Source organism: Pseudoxanthomonas spadix (genome assembly GCF_003703395.1).
GTDB lineage: Bacteria > Pseudomonadota > Gammaproteobacteria > Xanthomonadales > Xanthomonadaceae > Pseudoxanthomonas_A > Pseudoxanthomonas_A spadix.
On the sequence record NZ_RDQN01000002.1, the window covers coordinates 482,909 to 503,291 of the forward strand.

The following is a 20,383-nucleotide window of genomic DNA, read 5'->3' on the forward strand; positions in this document are numbered from 1 at the left end:
GCGGCAAGCGATGGCCGTTCCTTCGGAAAGCCCGCGCGACACGTTGGTGACCTTCCTGCCGCACCGGCTGAACCGCCAGCCGGTGGTCGTGCGCGGGCTGACCGCCGACGAGTTGTGGATCTGCGCTGGCCTGTCGGCCGCAGCCGGGTTCGCGCTCGGCCTGCCGCTGGCCTGGCTCACGCACAGCATCGCCATGGTGCCCACGCTGATCGTCGCCGGCATCGCGCTGGGCGTCTTCGTCGGCGGTGGCTTCCTGCGTGCGCAGAAGCGGGGTCGGCCCGACACCTGGCTGTATCGGCAGCTCCAGTGGCGGCTGGCCCTGCGGCAGCCGGCGCTGGCGGCATACCTGGGCGGCCAACGCCTCATCACCCGATCGGGCTACTGGACGACCCGGCGCAATGCCCATCGAGGTGCGCCATGAGCCGTTTCAGGAACGAGGTTGCGCACCTGCAGGCGCACGTGAAGACGCTGCGCCTGGGGGCCGGCGCGTTGTTCGTGGTGGCGCTGCTGCTCGGCTTCGGTTGGTGGAGTGCGCCGAAGAGTCTGACCATCCATGTGCCGCCGGACCTGCGCTCGGGCAGCACGCGCAAGTGGTGGGATGTGCCGCCCGAGAGCGTGTATGCCTTCTCGTTCTACATCTGGCAGCAGGTGCAGCGCTGGCCGACCAACGGCGAAGAGGACTATCCACGCAACCTGCGCGCGCTGTCGGCCTATCTGACGCCGAGCTGCCGGGCCTTCCTGCAACAGGACTACGAGTACCGGCGGGCCAGCGGCGAGCTGCGTCAGCGCGTGCGCGGCATCTACGAGATTCCCGGCCGCGGCTACGGGGATGATCCGGCCACGCGGGTCAAGGTGGTCTCCGACCGCGATTGGATCGTCACGCTCGACGTGAGCGCCGACGAATACTACGGCTCAGAGCAGGTCAAGCGCGCCCTGGTGCGCTACCCCATCAAGGTCGTCCGGCTGGACATCGATCCCCAGCGCAACCCTTTTGGCCTGGCGCTGGACTGCTACGCCAGCGCACCCCAGCGCATCGAGCCGCCGCCGGCGCCGACCCAGGCCGGCGCGCCCGCCAACGCCTCCGGCCACGTGCAGAGAGACTCCCCATGAAGCCCGTTGCCTTGTCGGCCCTGGCCGGCGTCCTGCTGATCCTCGGCTTCGTACCGGCCAGCCAGGCCGTGGAAATCCTGCGCTGGGAGCGCCTGCCCCTGCCGGTGCCGCTGGTGGTCGGCCAGGAGCGCGTGGTCTTCATCGACCGCAATGTGCGCGTCGGCGTGCCGGCCGGCGTCGGCGACCACCTGCGCGTGCAGAGTGCGGGTGGCGCGATCTACCTGCGGGCGAGCGAGCCGATTCCGCCCACGCGGCTGCAACTGCAGGATGTGGAATCCGGCGCGCTGATCCTGCTCGACATCGCCGCCGAGCCAGCGAAGGACGGCCAGGCGCCGCTGGAGCCGGTGCGCATCGTGGAAGCGGAGGCCCCCGCGAAGCGCTACGGCGGCGGTACAGCAAGCGGCGCGGACGAGCAGGCCGACGCGCCCACAGACGAATCCGCCCCCGGGCGCGAAACACCGGTATCGGTCGTGCTGACGCGCCATGCCGCACAGAATCTGTACGCGCCGCTGCGCACCGTCGAGCCGCTCGCCGGCATCGGGCGCGTGAACCTGCGCCGCGACCTCGCGCTGGACACCTTGCTGCCGACGCTGCCAGTGCGCGCGCGGGCATTGGCGGCATGGCGCCTGGAAGACCAGTGGGTGACGGCCGTGCGACTGACCAATACCGCGGCGCGCTGGCTCGACCTCGACCCGCGCGCCCTGCAGGGGAACTTCGTGGCGGCGACCTTCCAGCATCCGAACCTGGGGCCGGCCGGCACCCCGTCCGACACCACGATGCTCTACCTGGTCACGCGCGGCCACGGCCTGGCCGAGTCGCTGCTGCCGGCGCTGAGCCCGATCGACGCCACCGCGAACCTGCCACCGGCCGCCGCGGCGGGCTCGACCGGAGGAGCGCGCGATGAAGAGTAATCCGCTGCTCAAGTGGCTGCTGATCCCCATGGCACTTCTGCTGGTGTTCGTCGGAATCAAGCTGTTCTCCGGCGTCCCCGGCGGCCGGCCCGCCACCGAGGGCGCGGCCGGTACGCTCACGCCCGATGAGATGAAGGCCCTGGGCATCGCAGGCGACACACCGCGCGATACCGTCGCCACGCTGGTGGCCCAGGTGAAGCAGTTGCGCACCGAGCTGCAGAGCGCGCTCGGCGACAACAAACAGCAGAAGGCCGAGAACGAGCGCCTGCGCGCGCGAGAGAGCGCGATCGACCAACGCATCCAGAGCGCGCTGGAAAACGAGCGCAACCGCCTGGAGCAGGAGCGCAACCAGGTGACCAGCGACAGACAGCAGACCCAGGGGCTGCTGCAGGATCTGCAGCGGCAACTTGACAGCCTTTCCGGCAAGGGTGGCCCCTCCGACCTGCCCGTCGGGCTGGGGCTGGAAGAGGGTGACGGCAAGCGCCTCGACCACGACACCAGTGGCACGCAGTGGGTCGAGCCCGACGATGCCACGGTCGACGCCAGCAACGCCACCAAGGAGCAGAGCGTTCCCCTGGGCTTCGGGCCAGCCCAGAAGAGCCTGTCGGCCGCAGTGGAATCCGTCGCCGACGTTGGCAGCAGTGCCGTGGGCGCATCCACGAAGGCCGTCTACACCGTGCCGTCGAACTCGACGCTCATGGGGTCGATTGCCATGACGGCGCTGATCGGGCGCGTGCCGATCGATGGAACCGTCAACGATCCCTATCCGTTCAAGGTGCTGGTCGGCCCGGACAACCTCACGGCCAACGGCATCGACATTCCCGATGTGGCCGGCGCCGTGGTCAGCGGCACGGCCTCGGGCGACTGGACCCTCTCGTGCGTGCGCGGGCAGATCCGCTCGGTCACGTTCGTTTTTCAGGACGGCACCATTCGCACGGTGCCGGAGAACAGTGCCGGGGACGGTAATGGCCACGCCCAGGACCACAATGGCGCCAGCACCCAAAACGGCCTGGGCTGGATCAGCGACGCCTATGGCATCCCCTGCGTCAGCGGCGAGCGGCGCAGCAACGCCCAGCAGTACCTGGGCAGCCAGGCGCTCATCACCGCTGCCGGCGCCGGCGCAGCCTCGCTCATCGAGTCCGACAACGGCAGCGTGGCCGTGGTGGCCAATAACAACGGCTCGCTGGGCACCGTCGGCATCAGCGGCAACGAAGCGATGGGCCGCATCCTTGCCGGCGGCGTGCGCGACATGGCCGATTGGGTCAACAAACTCTACGGCCAGGCCTTCGCGGCGGTCTACGTGCAGCCCGGTGCCAAAGTGGCCGTGCATCTGGAGCAGCCGCTCGACATCGACTACGACGCCAAGGGGCGTCGGGTCCACCACCGCACCGGAGAAACCCATGCCTCGGCTCTGGATTGACGCGGCCGCTGTGCTGCTGGCGGCCACCCTCCTTGGCGGCTGCGCTACCAGCAAGGAGAAGCTGCTGCCGCGCGGCGACAGCACCATGCTCGACATCTGGCAACAGGAGACCGGCGGCAACGGTGCGGGCGGCGGCCAGGCCGCGCGGCAACTGCTCGATGCGCGCCAGGGCCTGCGACGGCCGCTGACCGAGGCCGATGTGCAGGTGGCGCCCGACGTGCAGGCGCACTACACCCGTACCGCGCAGAACGAGATCTACCGCCAGTTTCACCGTCTTCCGAATCCTGACCTGGTGATGTACGTGTTCCCGCACCTGGCGGGCACCGACCCGGTGCCGGTGCCCGGCTACAGCACGGTGTTCCCGCTCTACCAGCGCGTGCAGTACGCGATGCCGGTCGAGCGCTTGGAGGACTACTGATGGCCTGGTTGCTGCCATGGTCAAGCAAGTTCGACGCGTCACCTGTTGCCGCCGCGGATACGACTGATGATGCCTGGGCACGGCACGTAACGGCGTTGGCGGCACAGGGTGTCGCCGAGCCGGGCAGCGCGCTCGGCCGGACCCGGCGCAGGCCGGCCACCCAGGCCGACCACGATGCACTCTACGACGTCGCGCCGTCGTTCGCGGACTTGCTGCCCTGGGTCGAGTACCTGCCCGGTAGCAAGTGCATGCTGCTTGAAGATGGCCTGTCGGTGGCGGCCTTCTTCGAGCTGACGGCAGTCGGCACCGAGGGCCGCGAGATGGCCTGGCTATGGCAGGCGCGCGACGCGCTTGAGAACGCCCTGCAGGACTCCTTCGACGAGTTTGACGACAACCCCTGGGTGGTGCAGCTCTATGCCCAGGACGAGGCCGACTGGGACAACTATCTGCGCTCCCTGGGGAACTATCTGCAGCCGCGTGCGCAGGGCAGCGCGTTCAGCGACTTCTACCTGCGCTTCTTTGCCCACCACCTGCGGGCCATCGCCAAGCCGGGTGGCCTGTTCGAGGACACCACGGTGACGCGCCTGCCGTGGCGCGGCCAGGTCCGGCGCGTGCGCATGGTGGTCTACCGCCGCACGCCCACGGCCGCGGCCACGCGGCGCGGTCAGTCGCCCGAGCAGGCGCTGACCACGATCTGCGACCGCCTCGTCGGCGGGCTGGCCAATGCAGGCGTGAAAGCCCGCCGTCTTGGCGCGGCGGACATTCACGCCTGGCTGCTGCGCTGGTTCAACCCGAATCCGACCCTGCTCGGTGCCACTGCCGAAGATCGGGAGCGCTTCTACGCGCTGACCCGCTACCCGGAAGAGCGGGAGGAGGGTGAGATCGAACTCGCCAGCGGCACCGACTTCGCGCAGCGCCTGTTCTTCGGCCAGCCCCGTTCGGACGTGCCCAATGGTCTTTGGTTCTTCGACGGCATGCCGCATCGGGTGATCGTGATGGATCGCCTGCGCACGCCACCGGTGACGGGTCATCTGACGGGCGAGACGCGCAAGGGCGGCGATGCCATGAACGCACTCTTCGACCGGATGCCCGAGGACACGGTGATGTGCCTGACCGTGGTCGCCACGCCGCAGGACGTGCTGGAGGCGCACCTCAACCACCTCGCCAGGAAGGCCGTCGGCGAGACCCTGGCTTCGGAGCAGACTCGGCAGGACGTGCAACAGGCGCGCGGCCTGATCGGCAGCGCGCACAAGCTCTACCGCGGCGCGCTGGCGTTCTACCTGCGCGGCCGCGATCTGGCCCAGCTCGATGCGCGCAGCCTGCAGCTCATCAACGTGATGCTCAACGCCGGCCTGCAACCGGTGCGCGAAGAGGACGAGGTGGCGCCGCTGAACAGCTATCTGCGTTGGCTGCCGTGCGTGTTCGATCCGGCGGCCGACAAGCGCCAGTGGTACACCCAGCTCATGTTCGCGCAACATGCGGCGAATCTGGCGCCGGTCTGGGGCCGCAGCCAGGGCACGGGGCATCCGGGCATCACGTTCTTCAACCGCGGCGGCGGTCCGATCACCTTCGATCCATTGAACCGCCTGGACCGGCAGATGAACGCGCATCTATTCCTGTTCGGCCCCACCGGTTCGGGCAAGAGCGCAACGCTCAACAACATCCTGAATCAGGTGACGGCGATCTATCGGCCGCGCCTGTTCATCGTCGAGGCGGGCAACAGCTTCGGCCTGTTCGGCGACTTCGCGGCGCGGTTGGGCCTCAGCGTGCATCGGGTGAAGCTCGCGCCCGGCGCGGGTGTCAGTCTGGCTCCGTTCGCCGACGCCTGGCGCCTGGTCAATACGCCGAGCCAGGTACAGACGCTGGACGCCGATGCGCTCGACGAAGACCGGACCGATGCCGACATGGCCGTGGAAGGCGATGAGCAGCGCGACGTGCTCGGCGAGCTGGAGATCACGGCGCGACTGATGATCACCGGCGGCGAGGACAAGGAAGAAGCGCGCATGACCCGCGCCGACCGCAGCCTGATCCGCCAGTGCATTCTCGATGCGGCACAGCACTGCGTAGCGGAGAAGCGCACGGTACTGACCCGCGATGTACGCGACGCGCTGCGAGCGCGCGCCCGCGACGCCACGCTGCCGGAGATGCGGCGCGCACGGCTGCTGGAGATGGCCGACGCCATGGACATGTTCTGCCAGGGCGTGGACGGCGAGATGTTCGACCGGTTCGGCACGCCGTGGCCCGAGGCGGACATCACCATCGTGGACCTGGCCACCTTCGCGCGCGAGGGCTACAACGCCCAACTCTCGATTGCCTACATCTCGCTCATCAACACGGTCAACAACATCGCCGAGCGCGACCAGTTCCTGGGCCGCCCGATCATCAACGTGACGGACGAAGGCCACATCATCACCAAGAACCCACTGCTCGCGCCCTACGTGGTCAAGATCACCAAGATGTGGCGCAAGCTCGGCGCCTGGTTCTGGCTCGCCACGCAGAACCTGGACGACCTGCCAAAAGCGGCCGAGCCCATGCTCAACATGATCGAGTGGTGGATCTGCCTGTCGATGCCTCCCGACGAAGTCGAGAAGATCGCGCGCTTCCGGGAACTCAACGCGTCGCAGAAGGCGCTGATGCTCTCGGCACGCAAGGAGACCGGAAAGTTCAGCGAGGGCGTCATCCTGTCCAAGTCGATGGAGGTGCTGTTCCGGGCCGTGCCGCCCAGCCTCTACCTGGCGATGGCGATGACCGAACCCGAGGAGAAGGCCGAACGCTTCCAGTTGATGCAGCAGCACGGCATCAGCGAGCTCGATGCCGCCTTGCGCGTGGCTGAGAAGATCGACCGTGCGCGGGGCATCGAACCTCTGGCGCTGGACACGTCGGCCTGAGGGGATCGACTCGATGCGCATGCCTTCATTCGCCCGCCCTCAACCCTGGATCGGTCTGCTGATCGTGATGACGATTGCGGTGGCCTCGTGGATGCTGCTGCGCGTACCGCATCCGGCAACCGAGCCCGTATCCCTGGCCGTCGCCGGGTCCGAAGCATCGAAACCGGCCGGCCCGCCCTGGCTGCATGGCCGTGCCGATGCGCGCTTCACGGTGGTCGGGTACGCCGACCTGGAGTGTCCGTACTGCCGCGCCTACTTCCCTGTGCTCAAGCGTTGGATCGACGCCCATCCCGAGGTGAACTGGCAATGGCACCACCTGCCGCTGTCCATGCACGAGCCGGCCGCGACTGCCGAGGCACGCCTGGCCGAATGCGCGGGCGAGACGGGCGGACATGCCTCGTTCTGGCAGGCGGTGGCATGGCTCTACGCGCACACTCGTGGCGACGGCCAGGGCCTGCCGGAGGGCCTGCGCTATCCCGACCTCACGCCTGCCGTGCAGGATTGTCTCGACAGCGATCGCCCCGACGCCATCATCCGTTCCCACGCGGCGGAAGCGGCACAGCAGGGCATCGCGGCAACGCCGACGCTGCAACTGCGCGACCACCAGTCCGGCAAGACCCTGCTGCTGCACGGTCCCGTCGAAGGCGATGCCTTGCTGTCGGCCATCGACCTGCTCGCCGCCGGCAGCACGACCGCAGCCGAACCCGCACATTCCCCAGACATGCCCGCCGGCGTCGCCGGTGACATGCCCAGGTAGCCATCGATCTTCAAGGCTGCGGCGCGGCTCGTCCGCGTTGATCGAAACCCGTTCGCATCGCATCCCTTGACGCGAACAGCCACTGCATCCGCGGTGGTGGATGCCCGCTCGTCACCTGTTCCATCCCCATCGTCCCCAGGAGGGTTTGTCCTCCAGGGGCAGGCGCCCTCCGATCTCATCCATTGGAGGTTCGTCATGTCTGTCGTCATCGCCGACTCCCACCCGGAGGCGCTCACCCTGATCGCCGCCCAGCACGAAGACTGGATCATCCGGCAGGCCATCACTCTGCTGGAGAACCGCGTGTTCAAGACCGGTCCAGCGCTGGGCAGTCCCGCCGCCGTGCGCGACTACCTGCGCCTGAAACTGGTCGCGGAGCCGAACGAAATCTTCGCCGTCGTGTTTCTCGACAGCCAGCACCAGGTGCTCGCCTTTGAGCCGCTGTTCAAGGGCACGGTCGACCAGACTTCGGTGTATCCGAGGGTGGTGGTCCAGCGTGCGCTGGCGCTCAACGCTTCGGCGCTGATCCTGGCGCATCAGCACCCCTCGGGGAACACCGAGCCCTCGGCCGCTGATCGTGCGATCACCGAGCGGCTGAAGAGCGCCCTGGCCACCGTCGATGTCCGGGTACTGGATCACTTCATCGTCGGCAAGGGCAGCCCGTACTCGTTCGCCGAAGCCGGCTTGCTGTAGCGCACTCAATTCATCACCACGGGAGCCCTTGGCTCCCGTTCCTTTTTCACCGATCCGCAGGAAATCGGGACTGACTGGTTTCGGTTTCTTTGTCGTTTCCTGATCTGCGTTGCACTCGACTACGAGCTTGCATCGACTCTGCGGAGGCGCGACATGCCGGCTCATTCCCTCGACCTTCCTGCTGCCTCGCGGCACTTCCTGACTGCCAGGCTGACCGCTGGGCTGTGCGCCGCACTGCTCGCTCCCATCGCGGCCGCCGCCGATGTGCTCGTGGTCACCGACGGCCATCATCCGGTGCAGGCTCCGGCCGGCGTGCGGGTCATCGAGCTGGACCAAGCCACGCGCATCGAGCTCGAACTCGCCGCGCACCTGCCGGCCGACCCGCAACAGGCCGCGGCCCTGGTGCGGCAGCGGTTGCATGACGGCGGCCAGGCCCTGCAGCGCCGCATCGGCCAGGCCTACCAAGGTGTCGCGGATGCTTGGGGGCTGGGCATCGCCAAGATTCCCGCCGTGGTGGTCGATCGAAGCTACGTGGTCTACGGCGAGCCCGACGTGCCCCGCGCCGTCGCGCGCATCGATGCCTACCGGAGCGCCCGGCCATGAGCCCCCTGCTGGCATCCCGGCGCCTGCGCGCCACCATCGCCTCGCTGCTGCTGGGCGCGGCCACGTCGACGTTCGCCCTGGACACCGCCACCATCGTCTCCTCGGCCCTGTCGCCCGACTGCCTCCAATACCGGGTGGTCGGAATCTGCTACTGGCTGTCCTGCACGCCCTTTGGCTGCTCGGTTCGCACCTCCGTCAAGGTGCGCCACTACGTCCCCGATGCGGTGGTATCGAGCTACTCGAACACTGGAGAAAACCCGTGGCAGGAAGTCAGGGCGATGAGCGTGCCCAACCAGACCGCCAAGGCTGGCGGTGACGGCACGACCAATCACGACAACGAGAACAACCTCGCCAAGTTCAAGAACGCCGATGTCATCGGCCATCCGGCCGGGAAGGTGTTCAGCAAGTTCGCCAGCGCCTCCGGCTACACCTGCGAGGGCGCCGGCACGGCCTTCATGCCGTATTTGCTGAGCACCCTCGACACGATCGCCTGGCGCTACAACATCCCGGAAGCGTTCTACCCCGAAGCACTCATCCCCGGCCGGCGCGAAATCGGTACGCGCACCGGCCTGAACCTCTGGGGCAACGTGTATCCCCGCGGTGGCTTCCTGCACCAGACCGACGACCACAAGAGCGGCGCCGTGGTCGCGCAGCGCGCGGGCGACATCGTGACGCGCCGCAACCAGATTCATGTGTACCAGCCGCTGCTGGCCAACGCCCGCGACGGCTACTGGCCAGCCGGCGCGCTGATGGAGACCGACGCCTCGACGGGCAAGTGGCAGGAGCTGACGCCCACGCTCTCGAACAGTTGCGTGGTCTTCCCGCACAGCCGCACCCGCGTGCAGGCCCAGCAAGGCGACTACGCCTGGGTCTTGTGGCGACCGTACTCCTGCTGCCAGCGCCGTGGCGAGGTCTTCCTCGGCAGCGTCGATTTCATGTGAGGAACCCGATGAACGCCTCCCTCCCTGGCTTCCTGCGCCGCGCGAAGCCGCACCTGCGAGCCGCGCTGCTCGTGGTGGCCATCACGCTGGCCTTCGGCGTCGCCTGGGCGCAGACGCGCATCGACCCCAATGGCGTGAACGTCGGCGGCAGCGTGATCGGCGACGACGTGCTCTACAGCATCGGCGGCGGCCGGGCCGTGTCGATGGGCGGTGCCGGCAACATGCAGAGCATCGGCGTGGGGGTCGGCTGGAACAGCAACCTGATCTGCGGCGACATGAGCATCACCACGACGCTGCAGAATCAGCTCAACGGCATCAGCAACGGCTTCCAGACGATCATGAGCAACGTGATCCAGAACGCCACCAGCGCCGTGGCCTCGCTCCCGGCGCTGATCATCCAGCGCGCCGATCCCGGGCTCTACAACCTGCTGACCAACGGCATCCTGCAGGCGCGCCTGGACTTCGACCGCTCGAAGATGACCTGCCGGGCCATCGCCAATCGGATGGCGGACATGGCCGGCGGCCAGGCCGGCTGGGACCAGCTCGCCGAGGGGATGGCGCTGCGGGATGCGGTCAGCAGCACCGATGCCGTCTCCGCCATCGAGCAGGCCGAGTCCAACAAAGGGAACAACGGCGTGCCCTGGGTCGGCGGCGGCAATGCGGGTGGCTCTGGCCAGAGTTCGATCAAGGTGGTCGGCGACGTGACACGCGCGGGCTATAACCTGCTCAACGGGCGCAGCGTCACCGATACCTCATCGATCGCTCGCAGCGCCTGCGGCAACCGCCTGACCTGCCAGACATGGTCGTCGCCTGGCGCGGCCGCGGCCTTTGCGAACCGCGTGCTGGGCGAACGCGAGCAACGCACCTGCGAGAACTGCACGAAAACCCAGACCACGCCCGGCGTCGGGCTCACGCCAGTGATCCAGGAAGAGTACGAGACCAAGCTGCAGGTGCTGCAGGAGCTGGTGACGGGCACCCGGTCGACGACGCCGACCAATCTCGACGCAGCCGGCAGCAACTCGCTGCCGATCACCCGCGGCGTGATCGAGGCCCTGCGTGACGAACCCGACCAGGACGTGCTCGGCAAGCGCCTGGCATCGGAGGCGGCGCTGTCCAGCGTGTTGGAGAAGGCTCTGCTGCTGCAACGTACGTTGCTGACCGGCAAGAAGGAGCCGAACGTCGCCGCCAACGAACTGGCCGTGCGGGCGGTCGACCAGGAGAACAGCGCGCTGGAGCAGGAGATCAACAACCTCAAGACCGAACTGGAGCTGCGCCGCACGCTGGCCGGAAACTCGGCGATGGCGATCATCCAGCGCCACAGCACCCGCGCGGCCGGTTCGCGCGGCGTCTTCGAGGGCGACACCACGCGCGACCGTCTGCGGGAAGTCCAGAAGCCGCGGAGCGGTACGCCATGAGCCGGCTGGCCTGGCTGCGGCTGCCATGGCTGTTCAACCGCCGCGTCGGCGTGGCGCTGCTGTGGATCTTGCTGGTGGTGGCCGCCGCGGCGGTAGTGAACATCGCGGGCATCCACGTGGTCGGCGGCGTCGAGGGCTGGCAGCACTGGCTGCAGGCGCACGCCGGCCACTTCCTCGTGTGGCGGCTGTGCCTCTACGGAGCGACGGCTTACGGCTGGTGGTGGATGCGTCGGCGCCTGTTGCGGCGGGAGCCGTCACGCGAGACGCATCAGCGCCTGCTGCGCACGGAGGTCGCGGCCGTGATTGCCGTGGTCGTGCTGGAAGCCAGCCAACTGTCGCGGCACGGCTGAGACCGGGGGCAGGCATGACGCTCTACACCACGGACTACCTGGAGTATTACCTGACCCTGGTGGCTTGGGTCGTCAACAACGGCATCTGGAGCATCCTCGTGGCCAGCGGCGTGTTCGCGCTGCCGTTCGTGGCCATCGTGATCCAGGAATGGCTCAAGGCCCGCAGCGAAGGTGCGGACGAGGGCAACAAAGGCGTGCTTTCGTCGATGCGCATCGAGAACCGGGTGTGGGTGGCGATCGTGGTCATCATGTTCGCCGGCATCCCGTTCATCCCGGTGGATCTCGCCACGATCAAGTTCGACACCACACGCTCCGCGCAATGCCAGGTCAACGTCCCGCTGCCCAACGACACGGGCTGGGCCAACGCCTACACCATGCTCGACAACCAGAGCGCGCTGGTGCCGGTGTGGTGGTTCTTCATGCATGCCATCTCGAAGGCGGTCACTGGCGCCGCGGCGGCGGCGATTCCCTGCGGCACGGACCTACGTCAGATGCGCATGGATGTGGATGCCACGCGCATCGACGATCCGGTGCTGGCACAGGAGGTCGCCGATTTCACGCACGACTGCTATGGGCCGTCGCGTGCCAAGCTGTTCATGAACCGGCCGACGCTCTCCGACGAGCAGATGAACGACGTCACCTGGATCGGGTCGAGTTACTTCCTCGATACGCCCGGCTTCTATGACACCTACCACTCCCGCACGCCGCGCGCGGCTTGGCCCTACGACGCAACCCGCGATGCCGGACTGGCACAGGTGGACAGTGGCGGCGGCTATCCGTCCTGCCGACAGTGGTGGGCCGATGGCGGCCAGGGACTGCGCAGCCGGCTGCTGGCACAGGTCGACCCGGACTTGCTGACCCGCATCGGGCACTGGGCGGGCTTCCTGTCGCAGAGCGAGGTCAATGACTCGGTGATCCGCGCCGTGATCTCGCCGCGACAGCAGAAGATGAACCAGGGCGCCGTCTACACCGACTACGGCGGGCAGATCGAGAAGACGCTGCCGAACATCGTCACGCGCGGCGCGGGCGACCTGGGGCTGACCGTCGGCTCGCTGGGCTTCTTTCCGGCGATGGACGTGGTGCGCCAGGCGCTGCCGATGGTGCTGTCACTGCTCAAGATGGCGCTGGTCATCTGCATCCCGCTGGTGCTGCTGATCGGCACCTACGACCTGAAGACGGTGGTGACGGTGAGCTGCGTCCAGTTCGCGCTGTTCTTCGTTGACTTCTGGTTCCAGCTCGCGCGCTGGATCGACAGCACGATCCTGGACGCGCTCTACGGCTGGGGGTTTGGCGCCGACAGGCCGCACACAAACTTCGATCCCCTGATCGGCCTGAACAACGCCTTCGGGGACATGCTGCTGAACTTCGTCATAGCGACAATGTTCCTCGTACTGCCGAGCTTGTGGGTTACCGCACTGGGCTGGGTAGGTGTTCGTGCTGGCGGCATGCTTCAAGGTTTGGCAAACGGGACCAGGGACGCGGGGCAAGCAGGTGGCAAGGGATCGAATTTAGTGATCAGCGCTGCCAAAAAGTAGCTTGCCGTACATCAGTCGTCTTCAAACCGCGGGTCTGAACCGTCGTTGTGCATCGTTGGGTGATAGAACAGACCTTCGCGATGATCGCGCTCCTCTGCCTTGCGACCGAGAAAATCGGGATCGCTTTCCGTGTTGTCTTGCCTTGCGATCCAAGCCGCAGCCAAGATGCCGCCAATCAGCAACGCCAGCCAGAACGCGACATAGAGCAGTATCCCGAGCGCCGCGAGCTTGAGTACCGCGAGAACGACCTTGGCAACGTTCGGCGTCCATCCTTGAGCCACCAGCCATCCATTCGCCAGGCGATCCAAACCCACGCAACCTCGCCATGCCCAACCCGCCTTCCGGCCCAGGATTTTCGCGAAGTTGGTTTGCACAACGGGTTTCATGATGACTACCACCTGAGTTCACGACCTCATCGGGCAGACGTGATTTTACGTTTCAGGGCGTTTCACCGTCCGAGTGGGTAGCATAGCTTTCACGGACCTGACTGGCACGATCCTCCAGCCGCGAGCGCGGGAAGCCTGGGCTTCCGGTGGCGGAGGTTGCTGTTTGGCTTTCGAGAGATCGTCTCGATACCCATTCGCCGCATCAGCATCGCCCGTGCTTGCGCCCGCCGCCGGCGCCTTAGTGGTTCAGCATGTCGCGCAGCGTATGGCTGCTGGCCAAGGGCCGAGCCGTGCGGATGCCTGGGCCAGTCCTATCAGCCAGCAACGATGAACCGGGTAGTGTCGTCAATGAAGCTTTTCTCGCCGATGGGAGCCTCGTTGGAGCCGAACGGCATCTGCGCGGTGGCCACCCATGAGGCCGGCACGTTCCACGCACCGGCCGCGGCAGCCTCGATTACCTGGCTGTAGTGCTGCAGGCTGGCGCCGATGCCGGCGTCGGCCAGCACCGTCCACACCGCGTACTGGGCCATACCGGCCGAGTGCGCCGAGAACCCCGGGAACGCGTCGGCATACAGCGGATAGGTTTGCTGCAGGCTCTTGATAACTTCCTGGTCCTCGTAGAACAGCACAGTGCCGACCCCGGCGGCGAAGCCGTCCATCTTGGCCTCGGTGGAGGCGAACTGATCCGCCGGCACCATCGCCCGCAGGGCTTCCTTGGTCAGCGACCAGAACTTCTCGCTCTGTGCGCCGAACAGCAGTACCGCGCGTGAGCTCTGCGAATTGAACGACGAAGGTGCTTGGCGGATGGCCTCCTTGATCAGCCAAGTCACTTCCTCCTTGCTGGCTTGGACATTGCGCCCTAGCGCGTACTGGGTGCGGCGCTTGCTCAGGACCTGGAGGGCTTGGTTGCTCATGTGGTGGATCCCGTGTGGGGTTGTGAAAGTTGATATGCCGAGCCGCCGTGGAACAGGGACTCCCATCTACCTGTAGAGCGGAGCTTGCTCCCGCTGCTTTCCAGCCAGGTCGCAGTGAAAGCCCCAGCGGAGCAAACTCCGCCCTCTACAAGGCGGATGCTACGTTGGAGCAGGCAGCTGCTCCCGCGTGGCCTACGTCTTCGGGGGAAACACCCCACGCGGAATGCGCACGTGGATACCCTGGCGGCCGTCGACCACCTGAGTCACGCCGAAGTCGGCGGCCACGCTCATTAGCGAATAGGCGTCATTGCGCGAGAGGTTCTGCTCCTCGGTCAGCAGCTGCAGCATGTCTAGCGAGGCGCTGCGCATGGCTACGTTCAGGTCATCGTCGAAGCCGTGGACGATCCAGCAGTCCGGCGCCTCCAGCAGCGGCGAGGGGAACTGGAAATCCTTGCGCAAGATTACCTGGAACAGCACGTTGAGCGAAGACTCGATCGCCGTGCCGCTGAGTTCGCCGTCGCCCTGGGAGATGTGCGGGTCGCCGATGGAGAACAGCGCGCCGTCTACCTGCACCGGGTAGAACATAGTGCTGCCGGCACCGATGCGCCAGTTGTCGATGTTGCCGCCGTGTGCGCCCGGCGGGATGGTGCTGACCCGGCCCTTGGTATCCGGCGCCACCCCGGCGGTGCCCAGGTGCGGGCGCACCGGGATGCGCACCCCGTCCAGGGCCCTCTGGCGCTTGCATCTTGGGCACTCCGTGATCGTGCCAGGTATCTCGTACTTGCCCTCGAAATCGTAGGCGTAGAGGGCAAAGGCGTTCTGCGAGTTGGAGTCGATCTGGTAGATGGTGACCCGCTCCTGCTCGCTGAACTCCTTATACAGGTAGCCCCAGTGGGCCGCCAGGTTGGAGCCATAGCGCACCCGCGGTTCCATCTGCAAGTAGCGCACCTCAAGCATGTCGCCAGGCCTGGCCCCTTTAACGTAGATCGGCCCGGTCATGATGTGCACGCCGGGGCTGCGGTCGCTGGGGTCGATCTCGCGGAAGATCCGGGTGATCTTCTCGTCCATCATCAGCTCCGGCGCGTCGCCAGCGTGGTGGGTGATGGCCTCGGCCTGGATCAGGTCACCGCTCCTGACCCGAAGCGCCGGCGCGATGCTCGCGTCGAAATAGCCCCAGTGTACGTTCTCAGGGGTGGCTTCCAGCTTGTGCAGGGCACCGGGGAGCGTGGTGTCCGTGGGGCTTGCCAGTGTGCTACTCAACGTTGGCTCCTTGGATTCGGATTCGGTGCCGGGACGAAAGGGAAATCCGACGCCCGCCCCTCAGTGCCAATGAGTCTGCCCACTGGCGATTGCGGCGATCTTGCTCAGCCACGCATCAATAGTTGGACGGGCGTGGCTCCGCCGGCTGGGGATCTGCACCGTGGGCGATCAACAGATTTGACGCCGGTGCTCAAGCCGACGCCCGCCGCAGTCCGCATCCTGGCGGACAATTTCATCCGGATACGGCCTGCCATGATCGAACACACACTCTCCCCGGCCATCGACTTCGGCCTGCCGTCGGACCGCGGCGGTAAAGACCTGGGCGTGTTCATGCCGATGGCCAACGGCGGCTGGATCATCTCCACCAACACCCCGACCCTGGACGGCTCCTACGCCTACAACCGCAAGGTCGCCGAGCTCGCCGAGCAGCACGGGCTGGACTTCATCATGGCCATGGCCAAGTGGCGCGGCTACGGCGGGGTGACCGAGCACTGGCGCTATTCACTGGAGTCGCAGATGCTGATGGCCTCGCTGGCCACCGTCACCAGCCGGGTCAAGGTGTGGGCTACGGTGCACACGCTGCTGCAGAACCCGGCAGTGACCGCCAAGATGATCACCACACTGGACCACATCAGTCAGGGCCGCGCCGGCCTTAACGTGGTCACCGGCTCCTACAAGGACGAGTTCGCGCAGATGGGCGCTTGGCGTGACGAAATCGGCCATGATGCCCGCTATGATTTAGGCGCGGAGTGGGTCGAGGTGATCAAGCGGCTGTGGAGCGAGCCAGCGGTGCACTTCGACGGCCGGTACTTCCACATGGATGATTGTCAGTCCGACCCCAAGCCGATCTCACGGCCGCGGCCGTTCCTAGTCTGTGCCGGGACCTCGCCCAAGGGCATGCAGTTCACTATTGACCACATGGACGCGATCTTCCTTGGCGCCAGCGATCTAAACGATCTGGCCAAGAAGAGCCAGATGGTCAAGGAGATGGCAGTTGCCTCGGGCCGCAAGATCAAGACCTACACCATGATCAACTTGGTCATCGCCGACACCGACGAGCAGGCCCAGGCCATGGTCGAGCACTACCGCGAGGGTTTCGACGAAGGCGCATTCCGCGGCGTGATGCGCGCCTACGGCGTCCTGGATGCCGAAGTGGGCAAGGAGAACGCCTTCACCCGCAAGGCCCGCAGCGGCTTCATCAGCGAATATGTGGCCGGCTCGACGGAGTCCGTCGGTGCCCACCTGATGAAGATCCTCGATGATTGCGATCTGGATGGCCTAATGCTGATCTTCCCCGACTATCTGCGCGGCATCCCGTTGTTCGCGCAGGGTATTCTGCCGCGCATCCGCGAGCGTTTCCCCCACGGGCACGCGCAATGAGCACGGCCCCGGACACGCCCGCCTGGCCGGCGCCGCTGGTCGATTCCGGGCGCCTGCGCCCCATGCTGGAGCCGGCCCATACCGCGCTCGTCGCGATCGACGTGCAGCACGATTTCGTCGCCGCCGATGGCGTCCTGGGCCGGGCCGGTGTGGACATGGCGCCGCTGCAGGCGCCGCTGTCACGTATCCAGCAGTTGATCGGCGCGGCGCGCATCGCCAATGTCACCGTGGCCATGGTCCGGGTCGTTACCGAGCGGGCCACCGACAGCCGCGCGCTGCGCCTGTTCTACGAACGCCAGGGCATGCCCTCCGAAGCGCTGGACCTGTGCAGGTCCGGCACGCCCGGCGTGGACTACTACCGCATCGCGCCGGCTGCGGGAGACATCGAAATCAGCAAGCTGCTGTATTCCAGCTTCCATGGCACTGATTTCGAACGACAATTGCACGAGCGCGGCATTGATACACTGGTGGTCTGCGGTTTCTCCACCGAATGCTGTGTCGATTCCACCGTCCGCGACGCTTTCCACCGGGACTTCAACGTGTTCGTGGTGGCCGATGCCACCGGCGCCTACGACCCGCGCCTGCACCTGTCCTCGCTCGACGCGCTGGCCAGGAACTGCGCCCTGCTGGTGGATACCGCGGCGGTGATCGAAGCCTGGTCGTAGGAGCCTGCGCGGAACGCGCCTCGTCATGGCGTGTCCAGACTCGCCTCACCCGCCGAACACCATCGAGGTCATTCCCAGCGAAGCATGCTGGATGAAGTCGTTCTCGAACCGCACCGGCTCGCCGGCCGCACGCGCGCCCAGCACGTACAGCAGTGGCCAGAAGTGATCGGGGGTGGGCGCCGACAGGCGCGCGTCCTCGCCCTGCGATTCGAAGTCGATCACGGCCTGCGGCCGGTCCTGGCGCACGGCAGCGCCGATGTAGTCATGGAAGCGCTGCGCCCACGGGTAGGCCGGGGCATCGACGGCCGACCAGTTCATCCGCGACAGGTTGTGGACAACATTGCCGGTGCCGACCATCAGCACGCCTTCCTCGCGCAGCGGCGCCAGCTGCTGGCCGATGGCGAAGCGCTCGCCTGGGGTGATGCCGGCGTCCATGCTCAGCTGCACCACCGGTACCGATGCGTCGGGATATGCATGCACGAGCACCGACCAGGTGCCGTGGTCCAGCCCCCACTGCCCCGGGTCGGCGAACACCGGTCGCGGCGCCAGCAGTTCGGCGACCCGCGCGGCCAGCGCCGGGCTGCCCGGCGCCGGGTAGCGCACGTCGAACAAGGCTTGTGGGAACGCGCCGAAGTCGTGGATGGTCTTCGGCGCCTCGGTGGAGGTCACCGCGGTACCGCGCGTCAGCCAGTGCGCCGACACGCAGAGGATCGCCCTGGGCCGCGGCAGTTCGCGCCCCAGCACCCGCCAGACCCGGGTCAGCGGACTGTCCTCCAGCGCGTTCATCGGGCTGCCGTGGCCGAAGAACACCATCGGCATGCGCGGCGGCTGGCTCATGCCGCCGCCGCGGACCGCTTCATGCGCTCCCAGCAAGCGCGGTAGCGCGGCACCAGCCAAGTGTTGAACTGGCGCTGCGCGCCCTCCTGCCAAGAATAGCGCCCACGCGGGGCGAAGCGCGAGCGCATGCCTACCTGCACCAGTTCGTCCACGTGCACGTCCTGGCTGTTGATCTGCAGGGCACGCTTCATGATCTGCTCCATCTTGCGTTCGAACTCCGGATCTTGCATTGCCCCGGGGGCGAACAGGAGGCCCAAGTCCAGCTTATGGCTCTCGGGTCCGTCTGCGCGCAGCATCAAGTAGATCACCGCATCGGCGGTAAGCACCAACGACAGAGTCGGCGGCACGTTGGCAAAGGCCATGCGGTCGCGCTCTTCCTCCGACAGCCCCGGGAACACCGGCATCAGCGCGCGCTGGGTGGGATTAAAGCTGGCGTCGCGGTGCAAGGTGCCGTTGAGCCGGTAGTAGCCTGCGGTGTCGGCCGGCAAATCGTCGGGGAACCAAGCAAGCTCGCTGGGCACGTAGTCGTGGAACTCGCCGTGGTGCAGGCGGTTTGCGTGGTAACCGTCGTTGTTGTTCTCGAACATCACCTTCCAGTTGAACGGATAGGCGGTGCCGATCTCCGGCGCCGGGCCTTCGGCGCTGGCGATGTCGTAGCCGGCCAGCACCGTGTCCAGGTGCTTCAGGCGCGGCGCCAGGGGAGCAGCTTTGTCGTCGAAATTGATGAAGATGAAGCCCTGCCAGGTCTCCAGGCGGAAGCTGGGCAGGCGGATGCTCTCCTTCTGGAATTGGCACGTGCGCTCCATCGCCGGGGCGCCGCGCAGGCTACCGTCTAGGCCGTAGACCCAATGATGGTATGGACAGGTGAAGGTTCGAGCGTTGCCAGATCCTTCGGCGACCAGCATGGCCCGGTGCTGGCACACCGAGGACATGGCGCGCAGCTGCCCGCTGCGGTCGCGCACCACCACGATCGGCTCGTCGACGATGGCGGTGGTGAAGTAGTCTCCCGGCCTGGACGCCCAGGATTCGCGACCCACGCACAGCCACTCGTGGTTGAACAGCGCTTCCTTCTCGAACTCGTAGAAATCCCGGTCGGTGTAGCACAGCGGCGGCAGCGACTCGGCCATCTCCACCGGCAAGATCGAGCTCTCCATGCTGTCGAAGAATGCATCGTTACGAAAACCGTTTCTCATGCGGGACTCCGGCTTGACATGTTCGTGTGTGTGTGGCGGCGGATGCATGCGCTGGTCGCTCGCGCACTTCACTTTTGATCGTAGGGCAAAACACCGCCGGCCAGATTGACCGCAGGCGCACTAGAGCGTGTCGCCCCTCCGCGGCCGCCCAGGTTCGTGGGCCGGCGGATCAAGCGGCTACCGGTTCTTTGCGGCCAGAGCAAACGCGTCCAGCGCCGGCTCGTCGTAGCGGATGCCACTGACGGTGAACCGGGAAGGGGTGCCACGTGCGTCACGAACGGGCCATCCAGCACGGCACCGACCGCAGGCCGGCATGCGGAAGTAGTACGCCAACCATTCCCGCAGTCCATGCGCGCCGGCGGACCAGGCATGAGGAAAGGCTTTCCGCTGATGACATCGTGGAACGGCTGGCATCATGGCGGTACCGGCCGCCGTAAGGTGCTACCGCCGCGATTGCGCACCTGCTTCTTGGCGTCCCAGGTGGACCAAAGCGTGCTCAGAACATCCGCGCGCCGTAAGTAGCGCATGCGCAGGTTTGGATGCACCGGCTGCCACACCCGCTGGCTGGTCAGAATGTCGACTGGCGTGATGGTGTCGCCCCTGAAAAAATTGGCGCACAGCGAGCGCCGAGACTAAGGGGAAGTAAAGGGGCCGTGCAGAGCATGCGCGGGCTCGCGAAGCGTGGACGACGTGGCAATAGACATTCCTCT

20 protein-coding genes are annotated in these 20,383 nt (G+C 66.6%); 15 read left to right on the forward strand and 5 right to left on the reverse strand.

Annotation, left to right across the window (positions count from 1 at the left end; genetic code table 11):
* Positions 1-10 precede the first annotated feature (10 nt).
* The 13 genes from D9R12_RS04840 to D9R12_RS04900 all read left to right on the forward strand — a co-directional run bounded on the left by D9R12_RS04840 (position 11) and on the right by D9R12_RS04900 (position 13,038).
* Positions 11-421: a TIGR03750 family conjugal transfer protein gene (locus D9R12_RS04840; protein WP_122228635.1), complete on the forward strand. Its 411-nt coding sequence runs from the start codon at positions 11-13 to the stop codon at positions 419-421.
* A complete protein-coding gene (locus tag D9R12_RS04845; protein ID WP_122228637.1) occupies positions 418-1,110 on the forward strand; it encodes a PFL_4703 family integrating conjugative element protein in 693 nt (230 codons plus the stop codon). Before D9R12_RS04840 ends, D9R12_RS04845 begins: the two co-directional genes overlap by 4 nt.
* Complete coding sequence (locus D9R12_RS04850) at positions 1,107-2,021, forward strand: TIGR03749 family integrating conjugative element protein (protein ID WP_122228640.1); 915 nt, start codon at positions 1,107-1,109, stop codon at positions 2,019-2,021. Before D9R12_RS04845 ends, D9R12_RS04850 begins: the two co-directional genes overlap by 4 nt.
* The gene (locus D9R12_RS04855) at positions 2,011-3,441 is read left to right on the forward strand and encodes a TIGR03752 family integrating conjugative element protein (protein WP_122228643.1); all 1,431 of its coding nucleotides are present in this window, start codon (positions 2,011-2,013) and stop codon (positions 3,439-3,441) included. The genes D9R12_RS04850 and D9R12_RS04855 overlap by 11 nt, the downstream gene beginning before the upstream one ends.
* On the forward strand, positions 3,422-3,859 hold the full coding sequence (locus D9R12_RS04860; RefSeq protein WP_122228647.1) for a TIGR03751 family conjugal transfer lipoprotein: 438 nt from the start codon (positions 3,422-3,424) through the stop codon (positions 3,857-3,859). The genes D9R12_RS04855 and D9R12_RS04860 overlap by 20 nt, the downstream gene beginning before the upstream one ends.
* Positions 3,859-6,747 (forward strand): conjugative transfer ATPase, encoded by a 2,889-nt coding sequence (locus D9R12_RS04865; RefSeq protein WP_122228650.1) that lies wholly within the window; start codon positions 3,859-3,861, stop codon positions 6,745-6,747. The genes D9R12_RS04860 and D9R12_RS04865 overlap by 1 nt, the downstream gene beginning before the upstream one ends.
* Positions 6,748-6,760: 13 nt before the next feature.
* On the forward strand, positions 6,761-7,504 hold the full coding sequence (locus D9R12_RS04870) for a DsbA family protein (RefSeq protein ID WP_122228653.1): 744 nt from the start codon (positions 6,761-6,763) through the stop codon (positions 7,502-7,504).
* A 195-nt stretch (positions 7,505-7,699) separates the two neighbouring features.
* A complete protein-coding gene (gene radC / locus D9R12_RS04875; RefSeq protein WP_122228656.1) occupies positions 7,700-8,194 on the forward strand; it encodes a RadC family protein in 495 nt (164 codons plus the stop codon).
* A gap of 153 nt (positions 8,195-8,347) precedes the next feature.
* Entirely contained in the window at positions 8,348-8,797 is a 450-nt protein-coding gene (locus tag D9R12_RS04880; RefSeq protein WP_122228659.1) for a TIGR03757 family integrating conjugative element protein, read from the forward strand.
* Positions 8,794-9,738, forward strand: coding sequence for a TIGR03756 family integrating conjugative element protein (locus tag D9R12_RS04885; protein ID WP_122228661.1), 945 nt, complete (start codon positions 8,794-8,796; stop codon positions 9,736-9,738). The genes D9R12_RS04880 and D9R12_RS04885 overlap by 4 nt, the downstream gene beginning before the upstream one ends.
* A gap of 8 nt (positions 9,739-9,746) precedes the next feature.
* Positions 9,747-11,153, forward strand: a complete 1,407-nt coding sequence (locus D9R12_RS04890) for an integrating conjugative element protein (RefSeq protein WP_122228663.1) — start codon at positions 9,747-9,749, stop codon at positions 11,151-11,153.
* Complete coding sequence (locus D9R12_RS04895) at positions 11,150-11,503, forward strand: hypothetical protein (RefSeq protein ID WP_122228665.1); 354 nt, start codon at positions 11,150-11,152, stop codon at positions 11,501-11,503. The genes D9R12_RS04890 and D9R12_RS04895 overlap by 4 nt, the downstream gene beginning before the upstream one ends.
* Before the next feature lie 14 nt (positions 11,504-11,517).
* Positions 11,518-13,038 carry a conjugal transfer protein TraG N-terminal domain-containing protein gene (locus D9R12_RS04900; protein ID WP_122228667.1) on the forward strand — a complete coding sequence of 507 codons (1,521 nt, stop codon included), beginning with the start codon at positions 11,518-11,520 and terminating at the stop codon, positions 13,036-13,038.
* Positions 13,039-13,049: 11 nt separating this feature from the next.
* On the opposite strand, the gene D9R12_RS04905 is transcribed toward D9R12_RS04900, so the two are convergent.
* The 3 genes from D9R12_RS04905 to D9R12_RS04915 form a co-directional block, all read right to left on the reverse strand.
* The gene (locus D9R12_RS04905; RefSeq protein ID WP_122228817.1) at positions 13,050-13,424 is read right to left on the reverse strand and encodes a DUF3742 family protein; all 375 of its coding nucleotides are present in this window, start codon (positions 13,422-13,424) and stop codon (positions 13,050-13,052) included.
* A 314-nt stretch (positions 13,425-13,738) separates the two neighbouring features.
* Positions 13,739-14,338: a nitroreductase family protein gene (locus D9R12_RS04910; RefSeq protein ID WP_122228669.1), complete on the reverse strand. Its 600-nt coding sequence runs from the start codon at positions 14,336-14,338 to the stop codon at positions 13,739-13,741.
* A gap of 192 nt (positions 14,339-14,530) precedes the next feature.
* Positions 14,531-15,598 carry an acetamidase/formamidase family protein gene (locus tag D9R12_RS04915; RefSeq protein ID WP_122228671.1) on the reverse strand — a complete coding sequence of 356 codons (1,068 nt, stop codon included), beginning with the start codon at positions 15,596-15,598 and terminating at the stop codon, positions 14,531-14,533.
* Between the two features lie 69 nt (positions 15,599-15,667).
* Here D9R12_RS04915 and D9R12_RS04920 point away from each other — a divergent pair, with 69 nt between their 5' ends.
* Positions 15,668-16,978, forward strand: coding sequence for an LLM class flavin-dependent oxidoreductase (locus D9R12_RS04920; protein ID WP_210538913.1), 1,311 nt, complete (start codon positions 15,668-15,670; stop codon positions 16,976-16,978).
* Entirely contained in the window at positions 16,975-17,643 is a 669-nt protein-coding gene (locus tag D9R12_RS04925) for a cysteine hydrolase family protein (RefSeq protein ID WP_210538912.1), read from the forward strand. The genes D9R12_RS04920 and D9R12_RS04925 overlap by 4 nt, the downstream gene beginning before the upstream one ends.
* A 45-nt stretch (positions 17,644-17,688) precedes the next feature.
* Here D9R12_RS04925 and ygiD read toward each other — a convergent pair whose 3' ends face one another.
* A complete protein-coding gene (gene ygiD / locus D9R12_RS04930; RefSeq protein WP_170159144.1) occupies positions 17,689-18,480 on the reverse strand; it encodes a 4,5-DOPA-extradiol-dioxygenase in 792 nt (263 codons plus the stop codon).
* Positions 18,477-19,673 (reverse strand): aromatic ring-hydroxylating oxygenase subunit alpha, encoded by a 1,197-nt coding sequence (locus tag D9R12_RS04935; protein WP_122228675.1) that lies wholly within the window; start codon positions 19,671-19,673, stop codon positions 18,477-18,479. Before D9R12_RS04935 ends, ygiD begins: the two co-directional genes overlap by 4 nt.
* Positions 19,674-20,383 lie beyond the last annotated feature (710 nt).